A 23,843-nucleotide genomic window follows, 5' to 3' on the forward strand; every position below is an offset into this window, starting at 1 on the left:
TGACAACTATCGTGCCTCGGCTTAACCGTATGGTCCGGGACTCGCGTGGTGGAGCGGTTACAGGTCGAACTCCAGGTGCTCGATGTCGGTGAAGCGGACCTCCTCCAGGCTGCCGGCGCGGCGGCCGCCGTCCTGGAAGTACACCTCGCGGAGCGCTTCGGCGGCGATCTCCTGGAGCTGCCGGTCGCCGGCGCCGGCCTGCTGGGCGTCGAAGAGACGGGCGGCGTGCTGCGGCGGCAGCGCCACGGTCAGGTGCCGGACGCGGTCCTCGTCCGTGGAGCCGATCGGCGCGGTGTAGCCGAGCCGGGCCCGGGTGTCGATGACGATGCCGCCGGTCGTCGCCGCCTTCTGCCGCGCCCTGGCCCGGATCTGCGGCTGCCACCGCTTCCTCACCTCGCGCTCCAGGCGGGCGGCGAGGTCGGGGCGGGGCTTTTTGATCTGGCCCTTCACGTACCGCTCCACGGTGCGCTGGGAGATGCGCAGCAGCTGGGCGACCGCCCTGGTGCCCTTGAGCTGTTTGACCAGGTAGCGCATCTGGGCGGGTGCGCTCTTGGGCGCCGGGCGGGTGAACGCCTTCTGCACCGCGGCGTCCAGGCCGTCCCCGAACAGGCTCATCGTCGCCCTCTCCTACTCTCCGTCGTCGATGTCGGTGACGGTGCCGTCCTTGATGTACCGGGCGAGGTTGAGGTCCGGGGCGGCGAACCGCTCGCGGACCTCCTCGCCCCACAGCACTTCCTGGGTGCCCTCGTGCTTGACCAGGCCGGGGTTGACGCCGAGCTTGAAATCGCGTGCGTTGTCCTGGTGCGGCCAGTGCGGTGAGCAAAGCGTGCCCATTACGGGGTGCTCACCTGGACGGAGTGGGTGGATGCGGTGACGCAGGTGGTGCAGCGGCCGTCGCCGTCGGGACGGGCGCGGCGGGGGGTGGGGCCCGGGCAGGTGTGACACGGCGGCCAGCCCAGGCAGGTCGGGCAGAGGTCTTCGCCGGGTGCGGTTGCGGGAGCTCCGCAGCCGGCGCACTCGACGAGCGCCCGGTAGGTCAGGGCCTCGTCGACCGTGCGGGCGGCGGCCTTGGTCGAAGAGCGCTCCGTCCACGGCTGCTCGGGGGCCGGCTTGGAGAGCGGCTCGGCCGGCCGAGGCTCGCCCGGGTGGTCGACCGCGGTGGCGGGTGGCGGGTAGGCCTGGGCGGCGCGCAGCCGGGCGGCGATGATCGCGCCGACCGAGGTGCGCACCGGGCTGGGCAGGGGCCGGCCGGTGATGACGTGCCGCAGCTGCTCGGCACTCCAGCCGGCGTCCAGCATGACGGTGACCACCCGGCCCTGATCGGTCAGCGCCTTGCCCGTCAGCAGCAGCTCGGGACGGCTCGCTCCGATCTGAAGCAGCAGAGAGATCCCCGGATGCATCTCATCGGCCGGCGGGGCAGGTGCGGGAGGGGACGACGGGTGCGGCTGGTCCGTCTGTCCGGGGGTGCGCGCGGAGGCGCCAGGGGCGCACGGACGGAGGGGGCTGGTGTTCTGCTGGTTGGTCTTCTTACCCATGGTGTTCTTAGTAGGGCGATCAACCGACGTCGGTTTATCCACTGGTGGAAAATCCGACATCGGTTGCGACCTGCTGTTTTGCAGGGCGGGCAGGTCGGTGATGTAGTACGCGGCCGCGCCCAGGGTGCCATCGGGATGGCGCTGGCGTTCCCGCAGCAGGAAGCCGTGCCCCTCCAGCTCTTTCAGCCCGCTCCTGACGGCCGCCTCACCGTCGCGGCCGCGGCGCGCCAGGTCGGCAACGGTCATGCGCCAGCCGTCGCGATGCGTGGAGATGTAGCCGAAGAGCCCCTTCGCCTTGAACGACAGCCGACCCTCACGGAACAGGCCGTTGGCGATCTGCGTGAACTGATCCGCCGCCATCACCCCGCGCCGGATTCCCGCGGTGACGCCACGTCCCACTTCACTCGCCGGAACGGAGACGAACGCCGCATCGGCCGCCCGGGCACGGCCGACGTCCGTGGCCGCCGGGCAATCCGTAATCGAGTAGACGATCTCGCCGAGGGTGCCGTCCGCGTGCCGGAGCTGCTCGCGTATGAGGTAGCCGTGCTGCTGGAGTTCGCTCAGGGCAACGCGGACGGCGTTCCGCCCGTCGGGCCCGACGCTCACCAGGTCGGCGACGGTCACCTGCCAGCCCGTGGCATGCGTGCTGATGTAGCCGAACAAACCCTTCGCCCGAAACGACAACCTGGCGTCGCGGAAGAGACCGTTGGCGATCTGGGTGAACTGGTCCGCCGCCATCACCCCGCGCCGGACCCCCGCGCCGAAACGGCTCACCGAATTCCCCCGCGTACCGTGAGCGCGCCGCCGCCAAGATCCTGTGGCCGACGTGACACCGGAGAATGACCAAGATCGCTGAGTGGGAAACGGTGGACGAGATTCATGCCGCCAGCTCACCGGGCACCCCCGACCAGACCGCCGACCACCAGCCCCGACCACCGGTCACGATCGGGCAACAGGCACCGGGAGCTGCCATGGTCGGTCTCATGGCCGGGCCCACCACAATCCTCACCACCCCGACCACGACCCCGACCATGGCGGTCTCGGTGCTGCGGACGGCTGCGCAATCACGGCTGCGCAACGGTGACGGCACCCGATTACGCAGACGTCTGCGCAATGAGCGTGGGCCCCTGCGCAATCGGCATGCGCGCCCCACTGCGCACAGCAAGCTGCGCAATCGGCAGAGCCTGCGCAATCGACCTGTCCCGGTCGGCTCCTGAGAGATCGTCCGATCCGTCGGCGGTCTCGCCCCGTGCGCTGTCCCCCGGCCCGTGGTGGGCACCTCCCCCGTCCGGCGGCTGGCTCGGCCGTGCCCAATCCTTCCTGAGGCCGTGGTTGGTCTCATGGTCGGCCCCACCATGAGACTAACCACGGGTTTTGTGTCCTCTTCGTGACCGTGGTCGGGGGTTCATGGTCGGTGGTCTGGTCGGGGTCGGCGGGTTCTCTCAAGGTCAGCACGTACACGTTGATGACCTGGGAGTTTGACCATGTCTCCTGGCAAGCAGGCCACCGAACCCGAAGCAGCGGCTGTGGTGGCCGCGGGCGTCCGGCTGGAGAAGATGCGCCGCCGCGTACGCCTGTCGCGTCTGGTCCTGTTCACCGCGATCGCGGCCGGGCCCGTCGCCCTGGGCGCGGCGGTGGTCTCTGGCCCGACCACGGTCGCGGCCATCCCGAAGTCCACGTCCACCACGATGCGCACCACGGCAACCGCTGCGGCCGACCCGTCGGGCTATGCGCAGTTGTTCGTCGGTGCGTGGCTGCGCAGCAGCGCCGACGACACCGCCACTGCGCAGGCCCGGCTTGCGCAGTCGCTGGCGCCGGACGTCGAGCTGCCCGACCGGGCCGCCGATGCGCACGCGCGGCTGGAATCGGTGACTGCGGTGCGCAGTGCACAGCACGAGGCCGGCCGGTGGTGGGTGACGGTGGCTGCGCAGTACGCCGACGCCTCAATGCGCTACTTCGCCGTCCCGGTGGCGTCCAGTGACGACGGCGGCTCGTTCACGGTGACCGAAGTGCCGAGTGTGGTGGCCGGTCCGGCCCGGGCCGAGGTGACGAAGTCGCCGTACGGCGTGAGGGTCCCGGAGGGGGAGCTGTCCTCCACGGTCGGGCAGTTCCTGGGCGCCTACCTCACCGGCGCCGGTGAGGTGGAGCGCTATCTCGCGCCCGGCGTGAAGCTGTCGGCCGTCTCCCCTGCCCCGTACAGCGCGGTTACCGTCCGGCAGGTCCTCGCCCTCGAGGAGACCGCGGCCGGGGAGAAGGTGCCGGACGACGGCATCACGGTCCGCGTGCTGGCGCAGGTGGAGGCCCGCGACGCAGCCGGGCGCTGGCCGCTGGCCTACGAGATGGAGCTCACGGCCCGCTCGGGCAGGTGGGACGTGGTGGCGCTCGGGTCCGGGTTCGCCAAGAAGGGGGGCCGGTCGTGATGGGGGTGCACGGTGTGGTGCTCGCCGGGCAGCTGGATGACCTCGGCGACAGCTGGATCACCATGTTCGAGGACTGGGCGACCAAGGGCCTGCAGGCCGGTCTGGTCGTGCTGGTGGTCGTCATCATGATCCAGAAGTTCAGTCTGAAGGCCGGTATCGGCGCCCTGCTGCTGATGATCATCGCGCTGGGGCTGTACAACTCCCGCGAGGACCTGGCGGACATGTTCGAGGACGAGGTGAAGAACCCCGCCCAGGGCGCCCCCGCCGTCTCCGGCCCCGCGCGCGGTGCCGATCCGCTTCTCCTCTCCCGGGAGCACTCCGCCGGTGCCGGAGGGTGGCTGTGAGCGCGACCGCAGGACGGGTCGGACGCTTCTACACCGCGGCCCGTCGTCATCCGTGGGTGCTGGGCAAGGTTGCCGACTGGAGGATCCCGCTCGGCCCCTACACTCCGGCGCAGATCGCGGTCGCTGTCGGCGGCGGCTTCCTCCTGATCAAGACGATCCCGCTGTGGTCATGGATGGGACCGGTGCCGATCGCGGCTTGGGCGCTGGCCATCTGGGCGGTGCGCCGCCCGAAGATCGGGGGGCGGGCCCCGCTGCAGGCCGCGCTGGGCTGGGTGCTGCTGGCCTGGCAGCCGCACGGCGGGCGGATCGGCGGGCGCGCCGCCCGGGACCGTGCTGCCCGCGCGCTGCTGGGCGGCTTCACCGTCGAAGGCGCCCCCACCATCGAGCACGGCGCTGCCCCGTCTTCGTCGTCTGCGGCCGTACCGGATCAGACCGCGCAGCACGCTGCCGGCCGGAGGCCGTGCCGGAGCGCGGTGCCCCGCACGCCCACGCCGCGGCGCCCGGCGGTACGTGCGCGCCAGGAGCCGGTGGGTCCGGTGTCGGGGGTACAGCAGCTGCTCGCGCTCGCCGAGCGGGGCGGGGGTGTGCGATGAGGGTGCCGATCCGTCATATTGCCGGGCATCTGGTGTGGTCGACACACGGCAGCGTGTGGGCCGTTTACCGGCTGCACCCGGGCCCCGACGCGCGGGGGCGGCGTGAGGAGACCGTGCAGGGCACCTATGTGCCGGCCGCGGTCCGCGACGAACAGCTCACCAAGGTCACGCATCTGGTGCGTTCGCTGTCCGGGGCGCCGCGCTTGTTCGGGCTGTGCGCGCAGGTCGATGCCGGGGAGATCGCCCTGCGCATGATCGAGGGCCTCGAGCCGGCCGAGCAGGCGCCGGGCGGACAGCCGCATCCGTGGGTGGAGAACGTCGAGGCCACCCTGGCTCTGCTGGACGGCCAGGAGATGCACCGCCGCACCCTGTGGCTGGCGGTGCCGCTGCTAAGCGATGCCGCGGGTGGTCAGCTGGCTGCCTCGCTGGGAGCGATGTGGGCGGACGTCGCCCCGATGCTGGGCATGCGGGCCGCTCCCGTGGCCCGGCGGGAGGTGAGCGCCTACCGCGAGGAGGCCTCCCGGGTGGAGGCCGCGCTCGCCGGCGGCATCGCTTTCCGCCCGGCCCACCCGGCGGAGATCGTGTGGATGATCCAGCACGCCCTGCACCGCGGCATGCCCGAGCCGCTGCTGGCCGAGGCCGAGAGCAGCGAGCTGTACGGCGGGCAGATCCGCGATGGTGTGCTGCGCTCCCCCAGCTACGCCGACCTCGGCCAGGTCCGCCTGCAGGAAGGCGGCATCGACCCCGACCTCGACAACGTCGACGAGCTCAAGAGCGCGGGCACGCTCACGCGGTCGGGCCGCAAGGCCTGGTGGCGGCTGAACACCACCTCGCCGCTGGGGCGGCGCTGGCTGCAGGTCGAGTCCGATGCCGGGGTTGGCTATCAGGCGCAGCTGGTGCTGGCCGAGTGCCCGCCCGCCGTCAGTCAGGACGCCGCGGACCTGTTCGCCCAGCTGGAAACCCTGGAGTTCCCCGTCGACTACATCGTCGACCTCACCCTCGTGCCCGCGGAGAAGGCGCGGGATCAGGTGCGGCGGAAGAAGAACGAACTCATCGACCAGGCCGACCAGTACGACGCCCGCCCGACGGGGATGCCGGCCTCGCTGACCGAGGCCGCCCGTGACCTGGGCGAGCTGGACGCCCGCCTGTCCCGCACGTCGGTCGAAGTCGAGGTCCAGTCCGTCACCGTGCTGACCGTGTGGGGGCCGACTGCCGCGATCTGTGACGCCCGCGCCCGGGCGCTGGCGGCGTTGCTGGGCGGCGCCGACTACCGGGCGGTGCGCCCGGCCGGCCTGCAGGAAGCCCTGTTCATGCTCGGTCTGCCGGGCACGGTGCGGCCCGGGGTGGTGCGCGAGTTCACCCAGCACCAGCTCTCCGAGGACTGGGCACTGGGCGGAGCTTTCACCACCGCGGAGGTCGGCGATCCCAACGGCATGTTCCTCGGGATCGACCTGGACTGCGGCACCACCCGCCCAGTGATGATCAACGTGGCGGATGCGCCGAAGCAGGACGCCTCCGCTTCCATGGGCATCGTCGGCGACCTCGGCGCCGGCAAGAGCGTCCTGGAAAAGCTGATCGCGGAAGCGGTGTGGGCTCGCGGCGGGGTCGCCATCTGCATCGACCGCACCCCGGTACGCGAGTGGGCCACTTTCGCGCGCACCGCCGCCAGGGACCGTTACCAGATCATCGACGCCACCCAGGCAGAGGTCTCCATCGACCCGCTGCGCATGTTCGACGGTCCTGAAGGCCGCCACTACGCCCTGTCCTACCTCACTCTGCAGCTGGGCATCGGGCCGATGAGCACCAGCGGCGAGGTGCTGCACCACGCCGTCGAGCAGGCCTCCGCCAGCGAGCAGCCGTCGATGTACCGCGTGCTGGAAGTTCTCCAGGAGATGGCCGCGCGGGAGGCGGGCAAGCGGCAGGACGCGGCCGCCACCCTCACCGGTCTGGTCCGGGTCGTGGCCACCAATCCCCTGGCTCGGATGGTGTTCGACCCCGCCTTGCCGCCGGTGCGGCTGGACGCCTCCGGCGCCTCCGACCTGATCGTCATCACCACGACCGGGCTGAAGCTGCCGCCCAAGGCGGCGTTCGACAAGCCGGAGGTGCTGCACCAGCAGCCGCTGGAGGCGCTGATCGGGCGCGCGGTGCTCTACCTGATCGCGGCGATCGCCCGGCAGACCGCGTTCGAAAACCCGGAGCGGTTCACCGCGGTGGTGCTGGACGAGCTGTACTGGCTCACCTCCTCGGCCGAGGGCACCGCGCTGGTCCACGAGATCCTCCACGACGGCCGCAAGCACGGCGCCGGCCTCATCGCCGGCTCCCACGACGCCGAAGAGCTTGGGCCGGACCGAGGCTTGATGGCCTATCGGGCACTGGCCCGCACCACCGACCGTGAACGGGCACGGCGCGGGCTGGAGTTCGTCGGCCTGGACCCCACCGACCCGGAGCTGGTGCGGCTGGTGACCACCGGTCTGTCCCCGGTCGGCCAGAAGGGCCGCGAGGGCGAGTTCCTGCTGACCTGCCCGCGGCAGAACACCGGCCGCGTCAAGGCCGTCATCCCCCGCATCGAGCGCATCGCCACCTCCATCACCACCACCCCGGGACGCCGTACCACCGCCCCCGCATCCGCGCCGCTCGCCGGCGCCACCGCCGGTGAGCGTCCAGGTGGCCGTCCAGAGGAACCCTACGCATGAGCTCCTTTTCCCCCAGCCGCTCCCGGCGCATCGCCGCCACCGCGAGCGTCCTCACCGTCATCGTCGTGGCCGTCGGCGTGCTCGTCCTGGTGCTGTCGGTGAGCCTGCCGGAGGCCTGGTGGCCGCGCACCGGGCAGGCCTTCGCCGCCGAGGACCGCCCCGCCCCGCGTCAGGATCCGTGCGAGGCGATCATGGGGCCGGGTAAGGCGTACTGCGAGCGGGGCTTCACGGTCTCCGTCTCCGCCTCTGCCGGACGCCACGACGTCGCGGGAGCGGTGAGCAGGCTGGTGCCGGCCGGAGTGGGCCTGGCCTCCCTCGTGCTGTGGCGGGGACGGACCGCCGGGCGGCGGGGGCGGGGCTGATGGTGCGTGCAGCCCGCGGCACGCTGCGCTCAGCTGGGTTCGTCGTGCTGCTGGCCGGTGTGTTTGTGATGGTCAACAGCCAGGTCGTGTACGCGGCGGGCAGCAACAGTGAGAGTGAGGGCCTGCTCGCGCCGCTGAACATCGACTCCTCCGAAGGTGTGCCGATCAACGGGTACGAGCTGAACGCCTCCGGCGGCTCCATCGTGGCCTTCAAGTCCCAGGCTCTGGCGTTCGCCCTCTCGGGGCTGTTCACCCTGATCCGGCTGCTGGCCGGCCTCGCCGGGTGGGCGATCGAGGTGGCGTTCCGGTTTCCGCTGCTGAAGATCCTCACCGCCCCCGCGCAGAAGGTCGCCGACGTCTACGACGACGTCGTCGTCGACACCCTCGGGGTGAAGGGGCTGCTGCTGGCGTGGTCCTTCGTGTTCACCGGTTTCCTGCTGGTGCGCGGCCGCATCGGCCGCGGTCTGGGGGAGATGTTCCTGACCTTGCTGATCGCGGCGTTCGCCGCGTCCGCGTTCGTCCGCCCGGACTACCTCCTGGCAGCAAACGGGCCGCTGGGGCAGAGCCAGCAGGTGGGGATCGAGGTCGCCCAGCAGAGCGTCAACGCCTACGACTGGGGCGGCAAACTCGCCAGCAGCTCCCCGTGCGCCACCGCTACGGGGGCCGCCGAGGCCGACTGTTACCGGCGGGAGGCCGCCACGCCGGCCTCTTCCACCGACATCGCCCGGCCGCTTCAGGACGCGGTCACCAATGCGCTGATCGTCAAGCCGTACATGCTGCTGCAGTACGGGCGCATCCTCGACCCGGCCAAGCCCGCCGACCGCACGGCGTACGCCGTCCATCTGAAGTGGATCACCGGCGGGTACGAGGCGGGCGACGTCTCGGTCTCGGACCGCGGAAAGGACGTCTGCAGCAAGATCAAGGGCCCCGGCAGGGCGTACTGTGAGCGCGGCTTTGCAGAAGGCGTCCCCAGCGGCGAGGACATCGCGCGCGACACCGGAACGGACGACGATCTTCCCTCGCTCACGCCCGGCGGCGAGCTGCTGAATGCCTCCAACGCGCTCGTCACCGACGAGGACCGCGAGTTCGACGCCTTCCTGCAGGATTTGAAGCGGGCCGGCGACGTCGGCAAGGCATCGGCCGCCTACGCCGAGAAGCCCACCTGGTGGCGGGTCGGCGGAGCCTTGCTGCTGCTCGTCGCCGCGCTGTTCATCTGCGGCATGCTTCTGTCCAGCACCATCGTGCTGCTCGGCACCCAGGCCATCTGCGCGGCGGCCGCCGCCGCGGGCGGCATCACCTTCGTCGCCGCCATGCTGCCCGGCCCCGCACGCCAGTCGGTGTGGAAGTGGCTGTCGGTCTGGGGCATCGCCGTCCTCGCCCTGGTCGGGGTGTGCGCGTTCGTGCCGTTCTTCGCGATTGCCGTCGATGCCACCCTCACCGACGGCCCCGATCTGATGGTGGAGCGGATCCTGCTGATCGACGTGCTGGCCGTCGCCGGGGCGGCCGGGCACCGCAGGCTTTTGACCGGCATCAGCTCCTTCGGCCGGCGCATGGCGATGCGGATGCGCTACGCCAAGGTCGGCGGCACCCACCTGCCCGGCGACACCTCCGAACTCGGCGCCGCCCTGGCCATGAACTCCCCCGCCGCACTCGGTGGGTACGGCGGCGGGCTGCGCGCCTTCACCGGCGGTGGTCGGTTCGGGATGCTCGGCACCCGGCAGCGGCTCATGGGCACCCTCGGTTCCCTGGTCGACGGGGCGGGCATGCCCGTCGACACCGGACGGATCCTCGCCGACGCGAGCGCCGAAGCCGGGCGCGGACTCGCCCCACTGACCGCGGCGGCAGCTGTGGGCGGGCTGGGAGCGCGGCTGGGCGCGAAGGGCGGCCACTGGTTGCTGATCGGCAAGCGTCCGGACCGGGAGCAACTGGCCAAGTGGCAAAAACCCACGGCCGACGGCGACGAACCGCACGCCGGCGGCACGCCCGGTCAAGGACCAGGCGGGCCGGGCAGCGGCGGGCTGGCAGGCCCGGGCGCAGGACCGCACAGGCCCGGCGGCCCGCGTGACCGCTACCGCGACGACGACGGCCAGATCATCGACGCAGCCACAGGTGAGGTCCTGCACAACCAGCATGCCGACCGCACCCTGCTGTCCACCCGCGCCCACAACCGGCTCGTGCGGTTGCGCGGCTACCGCATCCTGCACCGCGGCGGCCGGGCCGCCTACGGGGCGACCGTCGGCCTGCCGGCCACGGTCCGTCAGGCCAAGGCAGCCGGGTCGCGCTATTCCCAGGACGCCCGCCAGCAGGTGCGGGTGTGGGGCAACACCGTCCGTGAGGATGGCCGGGCCTGGAGCGACACCGCCCGGCAGGTCTCCCGCGCGCTGCGGGAGAACCCTGACGCCCCGGGCGGGCCCGCTTCGTCGGGCGGCCGCCGGCTCCCGACCGCACCGGCGTCGGCTCCCGGGCGACGGCCGAACCCCCTGCAGCAGACAGCAAGTGCAGACAGTGTCACGAGCCGTTCTCAGCCCTCCTCCACACAGAGCAGCGCGCCAGCATCTCCAGTCCAAGGCGGCGCCACGCAGGTAAGCGCACCGGCGACGTCACCGAACCGGCTCCCGAGCGGTAACGGTTCGGCTGCTCCGGGGCCGGTGCTTCCCGGCGGCGACAGTGCACACAGCCGTGCACGCGAGGAGGCCCGGGTCCGGATGCAGGAGCTGATGCGCAGGACCGCGCCCGAGGCCGAGCGGCTGCGCCAGGAGCGCGGCCGGCAGGAGTCGCCCGGGGCGTCCGAGGACGGTGAGCAGGAGTGAGGCGCATGCGGCGCCGTCTGGGACGTTGGGGGTTCATCGGTGTGGTGGTGCTGTTGTCCGCGGTGTGCTGTGCTGCTCCGGTCTCGAACGCGATCAGTGCCTATGTCGCGCTGCAGAGCGCTGCGAACGGCGACGGTGGTGTCGTCGACGGCGGTACGGCTGCGGACATTCCGCCGCGCATGCTCGCCGCGTACAAGAACGCCGTGCAGCGGGTGGGTCGGCACGTGCCCCGGTGCCGGGGCATGCGCTGGCCGGTCCTGGCCGGGATCGCCAAGGTCGAGTCCAACCACGCCGCCGGCCGCACCGTCAGCGCGGGCGGGGACATTCGTCCGAAGATCTACGGGGTGCTCCTCAACGGCTCCGGCGCCGGCGGCAACATCACCGTCTTCCCCGACACCGACAACGGACGCTGGGACGGCACCGCGAGCGGGGAGGAGGGTGAGCTTCTTGAGCGCGGCTTTGACGGGTGGACGGCCGGTTCGACCGCGTCGGGCGGTGTAGTCCCACTTCGCCACGATCAGTCGGCGGTGCCAGGCCGGCAGGGTCCCCGCGGTGATCGGGAAGACCGCTCGCCGACGGCGGCGGGGGATGAGTGCGGACAGCGCCGTGAGCCAGAACCGGCCCGCGGCCTCGTAGCGCACCGGCCGCTTGAGCCGCCGACGCAGCACCGCGTTCTCGTGCCGCAGCACGGGCAGCTCCGCGTCCTTGGCCGGGTCGCGGCGCAGGAGCACCGTCGGGACGGACAGCAGCTTCCGGGTCATCTGGTACAGCAACGGCACGATCACTCGCGCATGATCCCAACCGCCCCTGAAGGCGCCCGAGATGCGCCCTCACTTGCAGCGATGAATAAACGAGCCCCACAGGATGTCGTGTTTCCGCCTGACATGTCAGTCCCCGGTGCCACAGTGGGCACAGCACACCCATCACCCCTTTCCCGAGGAGCCGACCGTGGCCCAGAGCACCACCTTCCGCACCAGCACCAAGCGGGACGGCCTCGTCGACCACGTTGTGGAGTTACTCAGCCGGGTCTCCTGCGTACTCCGAAACTTGGCCGACTCGGCTGACCACGCGGCGAAGATGGTGCGGAAAGCGGACGCGGCACGGCGAAGCTGAACCGGCATCACCCAGGTAGGCCAGCAGACGTGCTCTGCGCGCGAGACAATCAACCGCGCCCTCATCGCCCTCGTGCGCGCCGGTCTCGCCATCGTCCGTTTCCCCGTTCCCGGACTGCGCTGGCACCGCGGACTCAAAGCCCGCGCCACGGGGGGCCTTCTTCCGCCACCACATCCCCGCCACGCGGACCCCCGGGGGGCGACGGCCTGTTCGCCGCGCTGTGCGCGGCACGCTCCGAAACGAGTTCTCGGAGCTACCGGACGTCACAGAACACAAGAGCCCGGTGCACCGGCCGTGATGTCGGCCAGCAATGCGGGAAGCAGATCCTCCTCGTAGACCGGCACGGAGTGTTCGCGCATCACGGGTACCAGGTGGTCGTCCCAGGGGGCATCCGAGCCCTGCAGATGCAGGACGTCAGTGCCCTCGAGGACGGCCGCGAGGTAGTCGGCTGCGCCCATCCGCCACGCAACCGCGGAAGGTGCTGCAGCCAGGAGGGCACGCATGTGTGCCAGGCCGGCCTGGTCGAAGTCAGCGCGCACGGCGATGTTCCATCCGGCGTCCGCCAGAGCGCCAATGGCTTCGCATTCCCGTTGGGAGGGTGTGCCGGCGGTGCAGATCACCCGTGGTCTCACGAGGCTTTCCCGGGCCAAGGCCTGGGTGCTGGCTGCGGCCAGCACGGAGGGGTTCTCGGTAACGAAGACCCACGTGCCGGTGGTCTCGGGAGGCTCCCAGTCGATATGGGCCAGCTCGCGGGGCGGCAGAGTGAATGTCGCACCGGGCGGGACCCGCCACCCCCGGGGCGTGACGCCGGTGATGATGAGCCCGCCGAGCAGATCGTCGCAGTCCACCCCCAGACGTGCCCAGCCCGAACGCACGGCGGTACCGGAGGATCCGGTCAGGGCCAGCACGAGTGCAGGCAGTGCGCCCGTATCAAGTGCGTGGGGATTGCCGGATACCAGGAGGCGGCGGTCGATACGCCGCCCCGGCGGAGGCAGTCGCGCGGCAACGTGCAGCGCCTGGCTTAGCAGTTCGGCGGGATCCGGCGCATTGAGCAGGCGGGTGACCCATCCCAGGGTGCGCAGGCGGGTGAAGACGGTTTCTGGGCCGACGAGATCGCGGACATGGGCAGGTAACTCGGCGGCCGCGCTTTCGATTTGGGTGCGGATGCGGTCGGCCGCGACGGCCTGTTGAGTACGGCGGCGGGCGTTTACTGCCAGCCGTCGGTTACAGGCGTGGGCTGCGACGGCGCCAGGGGTGAGACGGGGACCGCGGATGGCCACGGCGGCCGTCAGTCGTTCAAGACTGACGCGGCGGCTTTGGCCCGGCTCCAAGGGCCGGCCGTCGATGAGACCGGCTGCGGCGGCCCGCTCCGCCGGGTCCGCGGGCACAATCACCGTCACGGCAGGCCCGCTGGTGAGGGACTCGTCTCCGCGCCGGTCGGCCGCCGCTGCCAGAGCCTGCCACAGCCAGACGAGTTCGGGACTGAGCAGTGGGGCCAGATCGGCTTCGTCGCATGCACCTTCACACAGAAGGCAGCTCATGCCTCTCCCTCGGCCTGGACTGCGGGATCCGTGTCTCCGGGCAGGGCTTGGCCTGCCCGGATGAGCATGGGGAAGGCGACGACGGTGCCGTCGGCGCCTGATTCGAGATCGTGGGCGTCGATGCCGTCCCAGGCGCCGGGTGCGCCGTCCCACAGGTAGGAGGTGCACAGGATGTCCAAGTCGAGTTCCGCGAGGTAGCGGGCCAGTCCTTCGCGGCCGCGCTCGTCGACTTCCGCAGGAACTTCGTCGAGCGGGACCAAGCGCAGGCCGGTGCTGGTGAAGCGGTCATAGCTGGCGGCGATGGCCGCGAGCATGGGAGCCAGGACGACCAGGCGTCGTTCGCCGCCGGACAGGCCGGTGCGCGAACCCCATTGACCGGTGACGGGCCTGCCGTCGGGCCCGGGACGCTCCACGAGGTAGCGGACTTCGACCCAGTTGCGGATGTCTACGGCGACGGCGAGGCGTTCTTTCATGGTGGAGCCGTCCGCGGCGGCCAGCAGGGACTGCAGTGCCTGGCCGACTTCTTCTTTCTGCGCGTCGGTGCGTAGGGCGTCGCCGACGGTGCAGGACAGCTGGTACACGGTGCGGGTGGCTGGGTCCAGGTCGCTGCGGAGGTCGATCTGGACTTGTACGCCGACGCCGGAGGATGCCTGGGCCGCCCGCATTTTGCGGTTGACGGTCTTCTTCCAGCCGGTCAGGGCGGCCCATGCGGTGCCAATGGCGGAGGGCAGGCGGCCGATGACGAAGTCACGCAGCGCTGCCGCTTCCGCGGCGTCGAGTGCGGCCTTGGCCCGGCCGGCGAGGGTTTGGGCTCGTTGGGCGGCGGTGAGGGGGGCGTAGTGGGTTTCCGCGTGGGTGAGGACGAAGGTGTCAAGCTGTTCGATGCCGGCGGGCGGGTCGTCGCGGGCGATGGTCCAGGTCTGGGCGAGTTCGGCGCGGATGGCGTCGTAGCGTTCGCCGAGGGTCTTCTTGGAGGCGGTGGGGCGGCGGACGAGCAGGTCGTCGACGGCGGTGAGGAGCTCGGCGGTGTCGGTGTCTTGGGAGGTGAGTCGGGGGTCGACGCCGAGGGCCTGGGCAAGGGGAGGCCAGGCGAGCAGTGCGGTCAGGTGTGCCCGGGTGGTTTTCTGAAGGGGCAGGGTTTCCTCGAGGCGTTCTTGGGCGGCGGTGAGGTCGCTTTCGCAGGTGCTGAGGTGCTTTTCAGCGATGAGGGCCTGCTCTGCGGCGTGCTTGAGTTGCTGGTGGAGGTCCTTGGCCTGGGCGGTGGCCTGCTCGTAGCGGCGTGCCGCGTCGTCGGCGTCGCCGTGGGACTGGGCTTCGGTGAGTTCTGCCCGGGTCTCGAGCACGGTGGAGTGCATGTCCTGGGCAGTGTGCTGGAGTTCGGCGAGGCGTTCGGTCAGGGCGGCTTCATCGGGCAGGGTCTGCACGATGCGCTGGATCCGGGGCAGCAGCCGGGTGGCCAGCTGGGTTGCGCAGCCGTTCAGCTGCTGGGCCGATGCTTGGCTTGTGTCGATCAGCTGGGCCAGGCCGCCGGGGTCGGCGGGCAGGCCGAGGCTGCGGGCGCGGGTCTCCCAGGCGGTGCGCTGGCGGGTGTGTTCGGCCGCGGCGTCATCGGCCCGCCGGCGCAAGGTCTGTGCGGTGCGGTGGCGTTCATGCGCCGTCTTGGCGGTGCGGGAGCGTTCGGCCTCGGCGGTGGTCAGCTCGTCCCGTGGGGGGAAGCCTCGGCCTTCGGCGCGGAGGGCGTCGCGTTGCTGGCGGCGCTCGTCGGCGAGCCGGCGCTGGTCGGCGGCGCTCGTCTCGAGTTCCTGCGCGGTGGCGCCGAGTTCGTCGGCCCTGGCGCGTGCCTGTGCGAGGCGGGTGCGGGCGCCGATGTGTGAGGCGACGGGGATCGGGCGGCCGGCGGCGCGCAGGGCGGTGGCGGGGTCGGCGGCGAGGGGTCCGGCGGTGAAGGTGCCGTCGCGGCCGATGACGAGAGCCGTTGTGTCCCCGTGGACGGAGGCGGTGGCGGTGTCGGCCAGGGCGATGTGCTGCAGGACGGCGTGGGCGAGGTCGGCGCGCGGGTGGCCGGGGGCGATGTCGAGGACAGCGGTCAGGTTGTGCTCTTGGACGGCCCCTGTGGGACTGATGTGCCAGGCGTGGGTGGTGGCGCCGCCCTGGTGCAGGTGGGCGCCGAGGATGCCGGAACGGGCAAGGGCCAGCTCCAGCAGGGCCTTGTGGTCGTCGGCGTCGTCGAGGGCGGGGTGCCATTCGAGCAGGCTGCCGAGCGCGGTGTCGTCCTCGCCCGACCCGGCCCAGGCGGGGCGCGGCAGTGGCAGGAGCCGTCCCGAGCGCAGGTGGCGGGCTTCGGTGCGGTGCTGGGTGGCGGTGGCGTCGAGGCTTGCCGCAGTGGCGAGGTGTTGTTGAGCTGCGCTCTCGTGACCGGCGGCGAGGGTTTCGCCGATGCGCAGAGCTTGGTCGGCCCAGCTGTTGAGCTGGTCGCGGACTGCGGCGGGTTCTGCGTGGATGAGGGCCTCGACGTCGTCCGTGTCCCACACCGTCAGGTCGTCCCTGTCCAGGGGTGCTTCGTCGTGCAGGCCCCGCAGAGCGGGGTGTTCGGGTGCCCACCGGGTCAACTCGGCGAGTGCCTGGCGGGCGGCCGAGCGGGCTGCGGCGGTGGCGCGGTCATGGGCCTGGCTGGCTTCGTCGTAGGCGCTCTCGGCGCTGGCTGCCGCGCGGTGTGCGGTCGCGGCTGTCTCTTCGGCCGCCGCGACGGGGTCGTGGTCGCGCAGGACCAGTGCGGCCCGGTCGGCCGTGGAACGGTGTTCCTGGGCTCGGGCCCTCCATGTGGTTGCCAGTTGGTCGAGGCCTTCGCGGTCGTGAGTGAGGGTGATGCCCGGGCCCGGGTCGGCGATGCGGTCGGCGACCAGACGGGTGACGCGGGCCCGGGGATGGTGGGCAAGCAGGGTCTCCAGTGCCACCGGCGGGGAACCGGCCGCCTCCGCGTCGGCCAGGGTCTGTGCGAGGTCGCCGATGACGTCGTCCAGGGCTTCTTGGCCGGTCTTGGTCTGGGTGCGGGCCTGCTGGGCGGCGGTGTGCAGGCTGTCGTAGCTGCTGGATGCAGCGTGCTGTTCGGCGCGGAGCCGTTTACGCAGGTCCATGACGTGGCCGTGGGAGCGGTAGGCGTCGCTGGTTTCGATGGCGCGGACGGTGGCCTGGGCCTTGTGGTGGGCGTTGTCGAGTCGTTGGACGTCGCCTGCGGCCCGGTCGGCTTCGGCCTTCGCGCTCTCCAGCAGGCCGGTGCACTGCTGGACGCGGCGCTTGCGCGTGCTGGCGTCGTCGTGGGCGTGGCGTGCGGCGGTGTGGGCGGTGCGGGTGACGTCGACGGCGTGCCCGGTCCATACGCGGGCGAACTCCTCAAGGAGGGTGGCGGCGTGCTCGTCGCGTTCGAACGCCTCGCGGGTGGTGTCGGATTCGGCGAGGGCCTCGGCGGTGGCGGTGAGAACGTCCTCGGCCACGCCGGGCAGGGACTGGCGCAGTGCGTCGGCGGCTGCGGCCGGGGATACGTCGCCCAGCAAGGTGGGATTGCGCACTTCCCGCAGCCGTGAGGCGAGAAGCCGCAGTTCGCCGGAGGTGGTGGACCAGATGCGGGCGGCCAGGTCTTCGATGTAGTCCTCGGGCTCGGCAAAGACCCGTCCGCCAGCGGCCTCGACGCGGTCGGAGAACTCCTCATACTCCAGGGCGCTGTTGTTGGGGCCGCGCAGCGCCAGGTCTTTCAGCGGCCGGCCGGGCACGGTGAAGGGGACGACCCTGACGGCGGGGGTGGAGCTGGGTGAGTACTGCAGCCGAACACCGAAGCTGACGTCGTCGTCTGCCGCCGCGTCCGGCGTGTTCGGTTCCGGTTCGCTGGCCGGGGCGGCGAACGTCAGCCACAGATAGCCGTAACGGCGGCCCTTGGCCGGGGCGCCTTCGCTCATCAGGAGTTTCAGGGTGGTGGGGCGTGCCTTGCCGGCGGCCAGTTTGGCTGCGTTCAGATCGAGCAGGTAGGGCCATAGAGCTTCCAGCGCGGTGGTTTTGCCGGTGCCATTGGGTCCGCGCAGCAGCAGCCGGCCCGATGCGGCGGGCAGTTCCAAGTCGCCGTAGCGCCACACGTTCGACAGTCCGGCGCCGACCAGCCGCCAGCGGCCGCCGAAGCGGCCGGTGTTGCCTGATGGTGCGGGCACCGGGGGCAGGGCGAAGTCGAGGTCGAGGATGTCACTCATGCAGGGTGCCCTTCGGGTTCTTGTCGGTCTCGGTCGCGCTGAACAGGCCCTGCTGCAGGGCTGGGGGGCGCTTCGGTGTGGGTGTGCCGCGGCGCGGGCCGGTGCGGGCGGTTTTGGGCTGGGCGGTGCCTTCCTCCGCCCAGCGGCCGGTGGTGGGGGCGAACCACCACAGGGGCGTGGTCTTGCCGTCGGCCTGCGGGGTGGTGGGGGTCAGCCGGGCCAGGTGGGTGCCCGTCAGCAGGTCGCGGACTTTGCCGACCAGCAGGAGGGGGTCTTGGACGTACTCGGTGCTCCAGCCGCCGCGACCCGCGGCGTTGTTGGCGCCGAATGCCGTCAGTGCTGCCACCACCGCCTCCTCGCTCAGGCCGCGCCAGCCCGGCCCAGGGGCGTTCTCGGCGGTGCCGTGCAGGGCGGCATGGTCGAGGAGCAGCAGCGCGGCGTGGGCGATGGTCCCGGGTGCCGGGAAGGGCATCGGGCCGAGTTCGCTGAGGTGGCGGAAGGCGTCGTCGGGCACCACGAATGCGGCTCCCTCCGCGCGGCGTTCCAGCACGAGCCCGAACGCGTCGGCCAGCGGGCCGCCGTCGTCGCCGCGCACACGCTGGCTGAGCCACTGCGCCTCGGCATCGTCTAGTAGCGCGGTGTGCACACAGGTGTCGTCCACGAGCGTGCGGCGCATTCGGCGGGCGGCGTCCGGTTCGCGCTGTGCCTGTTCCAGCCATGCCTGCGGGTCGGCGGCCGGGTCGAGGGTGCCGGGATTGGCGATGACGTAGGCGAGCCGGGTGTGGTGGACGGCCAACAGAACGGGTGCTTGTTCGTCGTGCAGGTAGCGGTCGAGGTCACCGTCGAGGCGTTCGATCACGCCGCGGTCGTCGAGCATGTGCAGGGCGGCCAGGATGGCCCGACGCTCTGTGATGTCGTGGTGGACGGGCAGTCCGGCCTCGGCGGCGGCGGCGTGGGCCTGGGTGACCAGGTGTCCCACGGCGGTACGCGGCGGCATCGACTCGGCGGCAGCCAGCAGCAGGAAGAACCAGGAGCAGGCGGCGGGACTCGGTCCCTGGTCGGCCCAGGCCTGGGGGCGTGGCGGCGGGCTCTTTCGCAGGCGCACCAGGTCGCGTTCGACGATCAGGACCCATCCCAGCCGGGCGACGGCGGAGCGCAGGGCGTGCTCGTTGCGGCGTACCGCGGCGATGAGTTCGTCGTGGCGGCCGCCGATGAGCCAGCAGGTGGCCGCCAAGCGGCGCAGGAGTGAGGCGACTTCGGCGTCGGCTTCGGGGCGCCATGCCTTGCGCCGCCGATGCGCAGGGTGAGGAGGTGCAGCATCCGATGCGGGCGCCGGCTCGCGTGCGGGAAGGTCCGTGTCCTCGTTCATGCTGCGCCCTCCTGTCGGGCAACGAGGGGGGAGGTGCCGTTGTCGGGAGTGTTCGGACCGGTGTGCGGGGTGATGCGCAGGGTTGCGTGCGCCGAGGGGTCGTTGGTCGTCGTGGTTCCCTCGAGGGCGGCGAGAGCCGCGGCGGAAGGACGCTGGCCGGGCCGGTGGAAGAGCGGGATGCGTCCGGGCAGGAGCACCCGCCAGGTGGGGGCGTTCAGGATGCCGGTACCGGAGCCGGTATGGACGAGCGTGCAGGCGAGACCGCCGCTCGTGCCGGTGCGGCGGGGCCCGGTTGCGGCGGCGCGGGCGGCGGCCATCAGGGCGGCGAGCGCGGCCCGAGCGGCGGCCTCGTCCAGCTGCTGGCCGGGAAGCGCGGCCAGGACCGCGGCGAGCGCCCTTTGGTGACCCGCTTGGCGGCGTGCGCGGGCCTCGGCGACCTGGGCCTTGGCCTTGGTGTCGTCGCGTGGTGCGGCGCCTCTGCCGCGCGGACCGGACCGGCCGGCGGTGCGCAGCAGGGTCGGCACCGGCACCTGCGGTCCGCCGCGCCAGGACGGGTTGCGGCCCATGTCGTCTTCGTCAGCCTGGCCGTAGAGCTTGCGCCAGGAATGGTCGCCGACCGCGGCCTGGAAGATCTGTACCCCGATCTCCGGGGTCAATACCGCCCGGGCCAGGGCCAGGGCGCGGCTGCGGGTGGAGGCGGTGCCTGCCGAGGAGTGCAGCCGACGCAGGTTGGCGTGCATGCCCGGGAGCGCCCTCACCAGGCGCAGCGAAAACCGTGCGGCCCGTCCGGTGCGGGCGTCGAACCACGCGCACAGTCCTTCCCAGTCCTCCGCGCGGCCGCCGCGGGAGGCGCTGAGGGCACCTGCGGCGATGAGGTCGCGGGCCTGGGAGGCATCGACAGCCACCTGGGCCAGCAGGCCGAACCACGGCCGCAGCACCGCGAGTGCTGCGGCGGCCCGTGCGGAGCCGGAGTCGAGTTCGGCTGCCACGCGGGTGGCGTAGTCGACCAGCAGCCCTTTGAGGTCGTTGGTGTGTTCCTCGTCCAGGTCGAACCGGTCGGCGAGACCGATCAGGGCGTCCTCGGCACCGACCAGGGCGGCGTCGAGGTCGTCGTGGCTGGTGAACACGGAACTCACGGCATCCAGCACGGTAGCGTCGAGAAGGCCGGCATCGGGCTCGCCCACGCCCAAGGCTGCAGCGAGCTGCTCAAGGTAGGACACGATGCGGCTGAGCGACACGATCGGGATTTCCCGCACGGTGACCGTTCCCGCCAGGACCTGCCGGTAGAAACGCTGGACGTGCCTGCCCGCCGGGCTGGCGGTGTAGCGCCAGTTCCGGGGCAGGATCTCGGCGTAGCGGCGTGCGTGACTGGTGTCCGATCGGAACGAAACCGCGCCCATGTCTTTCAGCGCGTCCAGGCGCTTCTCCACCAGGCGTGCGTCCAAGCGCATTCCGGCAGCCACCAGTGCTACCGCGACCTCGGCAACCGTCAAGTCGGTCACCGACCCCTCCAGCACGTCCATGATCGCGATGTATTCGCTGGACTCCGGCCGCACCAGATATCCCACGACCTTACGCGCGTCGGTCACGCTGTCGGCTGCGGCGGGCTTCTCTTCTTCTGGTGACACCACTCCCCCATTCACGATGCCAAGAGCGCTTGTCCCAAGCCTCCTTTGGAAGGTAGATGCCCCCACTGACAACGTCCTCGGAAAGGCACGAATTCAAGGAGTTCCCGTGATGCCGCTTGTGACGAGAATGCATCACCTCCCCTCGGACAGAGGTGATCAAGAACTGCCCCCAGCCAACCGCTGTTCCACGCACGGCCACTGGCATGCTTGAGCTGCCCCGATGACCGCGGCAGCAAGTAGGGGGCCGCCCGCGGAACCGGCGCTGAGGCGGCAGGATTCGCAACCTTCGCCTCCAAGAGCCACCGGAAGGTATTCAGCCATGTTGAGGGATGAAACCCAGGCCATAAGCGTGGCCGCCGAGAGTGTGCCTTCCCTGTTCTATAAATTCGATAAAACGTTCGACTTTTCGGTGAGTTCGGCACTCCACAACGGCCATCCGGCAGGGAATCTCCGCGCCCTCGGCCAGGGCTGGGCCGACGGCCTTGACCCACTCGCCCGCGCCCATGGCGTCGACATCGCCTGAATACAACCGCACATGAGCCCCGCCACCGTGGACTCACCCGGCCGTACGCGAACCCACGCCATCGGTGCGCCCGGACCTTGCTCGGCAAAATCGCTTGTGGCGCGCCGCCGATACGTCTAAGTGCTGTCCCGTAAATGATCTACGACATGCTGGATGACCAGCGTCGTTTTCCGGTCACCCGGCGAGGGCGAGGTTGTGGAGGCGGGCGACGCCGAGCATGGCGTGGTGGACGCCTTCGCCTTTCAGGCGGCAGTCGCGGAGGATCTTCCAGGTCTTCATGCGGGCGAAGACGTGCCCGACGCGGGCGCGGACCTTGCGGTGTGAGCGGTTGTGGTCCTCTTTCCAGTCCGGGAGTTCGGTCTGACCGCGCTCGCGGCGGTGCGGGATGACCAGGCCGGTGCCCCGGTAGCCGCCGTCCGCGATCACCGTGGTCCTGCCGACGGCGTCCTTCGCGCCGGACAGCTCCCACGCCTTGCAGTCGTTGCGGTTGCCCGCGACCGGCCGGCCGACGGCGACGACGAGCCGGGTGTCGGCGTCGATGACGACCTGGTGGTTGGTGGAGTACCGGTAGTTCTTCGACTGCTCGGCGATGGTGTGGTCACGCGTGGGCACCAGCGTGCCGTCCACGATCAGCACCGTGTCCCTGCGGAACCGCTTGCGCTGCTGCAGGGCGAGCGCCGGTCCGAGGTGGTCGATGATGCGGTCAGCCGCGGACTTCGACACCCCGAACAGCGGGGCCAGTTGGCGCAGGGTGAGGTTGGTCCGCCAGTACGCCGCGACCAGCAGGACCCGGTCCTCCAGCGGCAGGCTCCACGGCCGGCCCCTGCGGACCGGGTCGGCGCCCTCGCGTCGCAGCGCGGTGATCAGTTTGCCGAACTGACGTGGGCTCAGCCCGGTGAACGGGGCTATCCAGGACGGCTCCGCCGCCGTGATCACACCAGACACACCATGATCATCTCACCCGTGACCAGCAGTTACGGGACAGCGCTTAGCCTGCGGGCAGGCAAGGAGCCTGGGAAAGCACCCGGGCCACCACCAAGCACCTTGAGGTACGGAGCGTCGGAAAGCGCCCTCGCCACCACCTCCTCCCATCCCTGCGCACCTCTCCTGTCCAGCCGTTGTATGCCGGGCGGGCGAAAGGCGTCCCCTTGACCATCTACTCTCAGCACGCCAACCGCGGGAAGACCCAGGTCCTGGCGACCTACCAGGGTCTGGACGGCGTCGGATCCAAGACTGTGACGAGCCTGGGCGACCCGAGCCTTGCCATTCCGATCGTCGACGCCCTCAATCGGATCTCCGCCCTGGCCACCGTCCCTGTCAGTGTCCACGACCGTCGGGGACAGCGTGCGGACTACTACCCGCGCAAGCACCTTGCGGCACTGACAGAGGCTGCCGCCCGTGCCTGTGGGTGCCGACAACCCTGTCACCTGTGCTGAGCTGCGGCTTCAGAGTCACGATGGGATCACATCGAAGGTGTTCGCGAGCCCGTCGGCGCAGGCTTGGGAAGCGTGACGTTCCGTCTGGTCTACCGATCCGGCTGCCTCCTGCTCGGCTGGCTGCGCCTGCTGGCCCGCTCCTCCGCGGCCAAGGATGCCGAGATACCGGTGCTCCGGCACCAGCTGGCCGTCCTGCAGCGCGGCAGCCCCAAGCCAGCCTTCACCCGCGGGGACCGCGCGGTGCTCGCCGCCCTGCTCCGCTTGCTGAGCAAGCGTCACCGTTCATCGCCGAAGCTGCTGGTCACCCCGCGTACCGTGCTGCGCTGGCACGCGAGACTGGTCGCGAAGAAGTGGACCTACCCGCACCGAGGCCCGGGGCGTCCGGCCAAGCCCGAGGCGCTGCGTGCTCTGGTGCTGCGCCTTGCTGGCGAGAATGACGGGTGGGGGTACCGCCGGATCCACGGCGAACCGCTCAACCCGGGCTGGAAGATCGCCGCCTCGACGGTGTGGAAGATCCTCCAAGAGGCTGGGATCGACCCGGCACCCCAGCGCGCCGACCGCTCCTGGGCCCGGTTCCTCAAGGCTCAGGCCCGCGGGATCCTCGCCGTCGATGTCTTCCACGTGGACACCGTTCTCCTGCGGCGCCTGTTCGTCCTGTTCTTCGTCGAGCACGGCACCCGGCGGGTCCACATCGCCGGCGTCACCCGGCACGTCACCGCCGCGTGGGCCACCCAGTGCGCCCGGAACCTCCTCATGAGCTGGGACGACACACGCGGCGAAGGCGTCAGATTCCTCATCCGGAACAACGCCGACTACTTCACCGGGGGCTTCGATGCGGTCTTCACCGCCGTCGGTGCCCGGGTCGTGCCCATCCTGCCGGGCGTGCCCCGGATGAACGCGATCGCCGAGCGCTGGGTCGGATCCTGCAGGCGCGAGGCCGCCGACCGCGTCCTGATCACCGGGGAGCGGCACCTGCGGCTCATCGTCGGTGAGTACGCCGATCACCACAACGAGCATCGGCCTCACCGATCACTGGGACAACGGTGCCCCGACGGCCTCGGCGCGCCCGAACCACCCGCCGTCGACGCCCCATCGCGCATCCTCCGGCGTGACCGCCTCGGCGGCCTTATCCACGAGTACGCGCAGGTCGCATAGGGTGACGGAGGTTGTCGGCACGCACAGGGAGCGGTCGCGGAGGGTGACAGGTTCGTTCGATTGCGGGGAGGGGCAGTGATCTCGGG

18 protein-coding genes are annotated in these 23,843 nt (G+C 71.1%); 10 read left to right on the top strand and 8 right to left on the bottom strand.

Annotated elements, in window-relative coordinates:
• Positions 1–57: 57 nt before the first annotated feature.
• From tpg to CP969_RS00280, 3 genes are read right to left on the bottom strand one after another with little or no spacing between them, the layout of a single operon-like run.
• The gene (gene tpg / locus CP969_RS00270) at positions 58–615 is read right to left on the bottom strand and encodes a telomere-protecting terminal protein Tpg (RefSeq protein WP_150474887.1); all 558 of its coding nucleotides are present in this window, start codon (positions 613–615) and stop codon (positions 58–60) included.
• Between the two features lie 12 nt (positions 616–627).
• Complete coding sequence (locus tag CP969_RS00275) at positions 628–834, bottom strand: hypothetical protein (RefSeq protein ID WP_016828476.1); 207 nt, start codon at positions 832–834, stop codon at positions 628–630.
• Positions 834–2,309 (bottom strand): hypothetical protein, encoded by a 1,476-nt coding sequence (locus tag CP969_RS00280; protein ID WP_016828475.1) that lies wholly within the window; start codon positions 2,307–2,309, stop codon positions 834–836. Before CP969_RS00280 ends, CP969_RS00275 begins: the two co-directional genes overlap by 1 nt.
• Positions 2,310–2,374: 65 nt before the next feature.
• On the opposite strand from CP969_RS00280, the gene CP969_RS00285 reads away from it, so the two are divergent.
• The 8 genes from CP969_RS00285 (at position 2,375) to CP969_RS33420 (ending at position 11,821) form a co-directional block, all read left to right on the top strand.
• Positions 2,375–2,752 (top strand): hypothetical protein, encoded by a 378-nt coding sequence (locus CP969_RS00285; RefSeq protein ID WP_144055289.1) that lies wholly within the window; start codon positions 2,375–2,377, stop codon positions 2,750–2,752.
• 267 nt (positions 2,753–3,019) lie between these two features.
• Positions 3,020–3,955: a conjugal transfer protein gene (locus CP969_RS00290; RefSeq protein ID WP_039831390.1), complete on the top strand. Its 936-nt coding sequence runs from the start codon at positions 3,020–3,022 to the stop codon at positions 3,953–3,955.
• On the top strand, positions 3,955–4,299 hold the full coding sequence (locus tag CP969_RS00295; RefSeq protein ID WP_016828473.1) for a hypothetical protein: 345 nt from the start codon (positions 3,955–3,957) through the stop codon (positions 4,297–4,299). Before CP969_RS00290 ends, CP969_RS00295 begins: the two co-directional genes overlap by 1 nt.
• A complete protein-coding gene (locus CP969_RS00300; protein ID WP_016828472.1) occupies positions 4,296–4,892 on the top strand; it encodes a hypothetical protein in 597 nt (198 codons plus the stop codon). The genes CP969_RS00295 and CP969_RS00300 overlap by 4 nt, the downstream gene beginning before the upstream one ends.
• Complete coding sequence (locus CP969_RS00305; RefSeq protein WP_039831389.1) at positions 4,889–7,585, top strand: ATP-binding protein; 2,697 nt, start codon at positions 4,889–4,891, stop codon at positions 7,583–7,585. Before CP969_RS00300 ends, CP969_RS00305 begins: the two co-directional genes overlap by 4 nt.
• Positions 7,582–7,947: a hypothetical protein gene (locus tag CP969_RS00310; RefSeq protein WP_016828470.1), complete on the top strand. Its 366-nt coding sequence runs from the start codon at positions 7,582–7,584 to the stop codon at positions 7,945–7,947. Before CP969_RS00305 ends, CP969_RS00310 begins: the two co-directional genes overlap by 4 nt.
• Complete coding sequence (locus CP969_RS00315) at positions 7,947–10,757, top strand: hypothetical protein (protein WP_026085594.1); 2,811 nt, start codon at positions 7,947–7,949, stop codon at positions 10,755–10,757. The genes CP969_RS00310 and CP969_RS00315 overlap by 1 nt, the downstream gene beginning before the upstream one ends.
• A gap of 5 nt (positions 10,758–10,762) precedes the next feature.
• Positions 10,763–11,821, top strand: a complete 1,059-nt coding sequence (locus CP969_RS33420) for a hypothetical protein (protein WP_223887002.1) — start codon at positions 10,763–10,765, stop codon at positions 11,819–11,821.
• A 312-nt stretch (positions 11,822–12,133) separates the two neighbouring features.
• Here CP969_RS33420 and CP969_RS00335 read toward each other — a convergent pair whose 3' ends face one another.
• Genes CP969_RS00335 through CP969_RS00350 form a run of 4 tightly spaced genes read right to left on the bottom strand, consistent with a single transcriptional unit; the run spans position 12,134 to position 20,643 of the window.
• Entirely contained in the window at positions 12,134–13,411 is a 1,278-nt protein-coding gene (locus CP969_RS00335; RefSeq protein WP_078495505.1) for a DUF2399 domain-containing protein, read from the bottom strand.
• Positions 13,408–17,646: an SbcC/MukB-like Walker B domain-containing protein gene (locus CP969_RS00340; protein WP_016828467.1), complete on the bottom strand. Its 4,239-nt coding sequence runs from the start codon at positions 17,644–17,646 to the stop codon at positions 13,408–13,410. Before CP969_RS00340 ends, CP969_RS00335 begins: the two co-directional genes overlap by 4 nt.
• On the bottom strand, positions 17,639–19,015 hold the full coding sequence (locus tag CP969_RS00345; protein ID WP_106431114.1) for a DUF2398 family protein: 1,377 nt from the start codon (positions 19,013–19,015) through the stop codon (positions 17,639–17,641). The genes CP969_RS00340 and CP969_RS00345 overlap by 8 nt, the downstream gene beginning before the upstream one ends.
• Positions 19,012–20,643: a DUF2397 family protein gene (locus tag CP969_RS00350; protein WP_144055288.1), complete on the bottom strand. Its 1,632-nt coding sequence runs from the start codon at positions 20,641–20,643 to the stop codon at positions 19,012–19,014. The genes CP969_RS00345 and CP969_RS00350 overlap by 4 nt, the downstream gene beginning before the upstream one ends.
• 319 nt (positions 20,644–20,962) lie before the next feature.
• Between CP969_RS00350 and CP969_RS00355 the strand changes: the two genes are divergently transcribed.
• The gene (locus tag CP969_RS00355; protein WP_016828464.1) at positions 20,963–21,166 is read left to right on the top strand and encodes a hypothetical protein; all 204 of its coding nucleotides are present in this window, start codon (positions 20,963–20,965) and stop codon (positions 21,164–21,166) included.
• 174 nt (positions 21,167–21,340) lie between these two features.
• Here CP969_RS00355 and CP969_RS00360 read toward each other — a convergent pair whose 3' ends face one another.
• On the bottom strand, positions 21,341–22,111 hold the full coding sequence (locus CP969_RS00360; protein WP_026085593.1) for an IS5/IS1182 family transposase: 771 nt from the start codon (positions 22,109–22,111) through the stop codon (positions 21,341–21,343).
• A gap of 563 nt (positions 22,112–22,674) precedes the next feature.
• On the opposite strand from CP969_RS00360, the gene CP969_RS00370 reads away from it, so the two are divergent.
• Positions 22,675–23,757: an integrase core domain-containing protein gene (locus tag CP969_RS00370; RefSeq protein ID WP_016828462.1), complete on the top strand. Its 1,083-nt coding sequence runs from the start codon at positions 22,675–22,677 to the stop codon at positions 23,755–23,757.
• The last annotated feature ends 86 nt before the right edge of the window (positions 23,758–23,843 follow it).

This window comes from Streptomyces viridosporus T7A (assembly GCF_008704515.1).
Classification (GTDB): Bacteria; Actinomycetota; Actinomycetes; order Streptomycetales; family Streptomycetaceae; genus Streptomyces; species Streptomyces viridosporus.

What these genes read in the sequence shown, in the direction of transcription:
- tpg (WP_150474887.1), bottom strand. Translation starts at nt 615, where the DNA reads ATGAGCCTGTTCGGGGACGGCCTGGACGCCGCGGTGCAGAAGGCGTTC.
- CP969_RS00275 (WP_016828476.1), bottom strand. Translation starts at nt 834, where the DNA reads ATGGGCACGCTTTGCTCACCGCACTGGCCGCACCAGGACAACGCACGC.
- CP969_RS00285 (WP_144055289.1), top strand. Translation starts at nt 2,375, where the DNA reads ATGACCAAGATCGCTGAGTGGGAAACGGTGGACGAGATTCATGCCGCC.
- CP969_RS00290 (WP_039831390.1), top strand. Translation starts at nt 3,020, where the DNA reads ATGTCTCCTGGCAAGCAGGCCACCGAACCCGAAGCAGCGGCTGTGGTG.
- CP969_RS00295 (WP_016828473.1), top strand. Translation starts at nt 3,955, where the DNA reads ATGGGGGTGCACGGTGTGGTGCTCGCCGGGCAGCTGGATGACCTCGGC.
- CP969_RS00305 (WP_039831389.1), top strand. Translation starts at nt 4,889, where the DNA reads ATGAGGGTGCCGATCCGTCATATTGCCGGGCATCTGGTGTGGTCGACA.
- CP969_RS00310 (WP_016828470.1), top strand. Translation starts at nt 7,582, where the DNA reads ATGAGCTCCTTTTCCCCCAGCCGCTCCCGGCGCATCGCCGCCACCGCG.
- CP969_RS00315 (WP_026085594.1), top strand. Translation starts at nt 7,947, where the DNA reads ATGGTGCGTGCAGCCCGCGGCACGCTGCGCTCAGCTGGGTTCGTCGTG.
- CP969_RS33420 (WP_223887002.1), top strand. Translation starts at nt 10,763, where the DNA reads ATGCGGCGCCGTCTGGGACGTTGGGGGTTCATCGGTGTGGTGGTGCTG.
- CP969_RS00335 (WP_078495505.1), bottom strand. Translation starts at nt 13,411, where the DNA reads ATGAGCTGCCTTCTGTGTGAAGGTGCATGCGACGAAGCCGATCTGGCC.
- CP969_RS00340 (WP_016828467.1), bottom strand. Translation starts at nt 17,646, where the DNA reads ATGAGTGACATCCTCGACCTCGACTTCGCCCTGCCCCCGGTGCCCGCA.
- CP969_RS00345 (WP_106431114.1), bottom strand. Translation starts at nt 19,015, where the DNA reads ATGAACGAGGACACGGACCTTCCCGCACGCGAGCCGGCGCCCGCATCG.
- CP969_RS00355 (WP_016828464.1), top strand. Translation starts at nt 20,963, where the DNA reads ATGTTGAGGGATGAAACCCAGGCCATAAGCGTGGCCGCCGAGAGTGTG.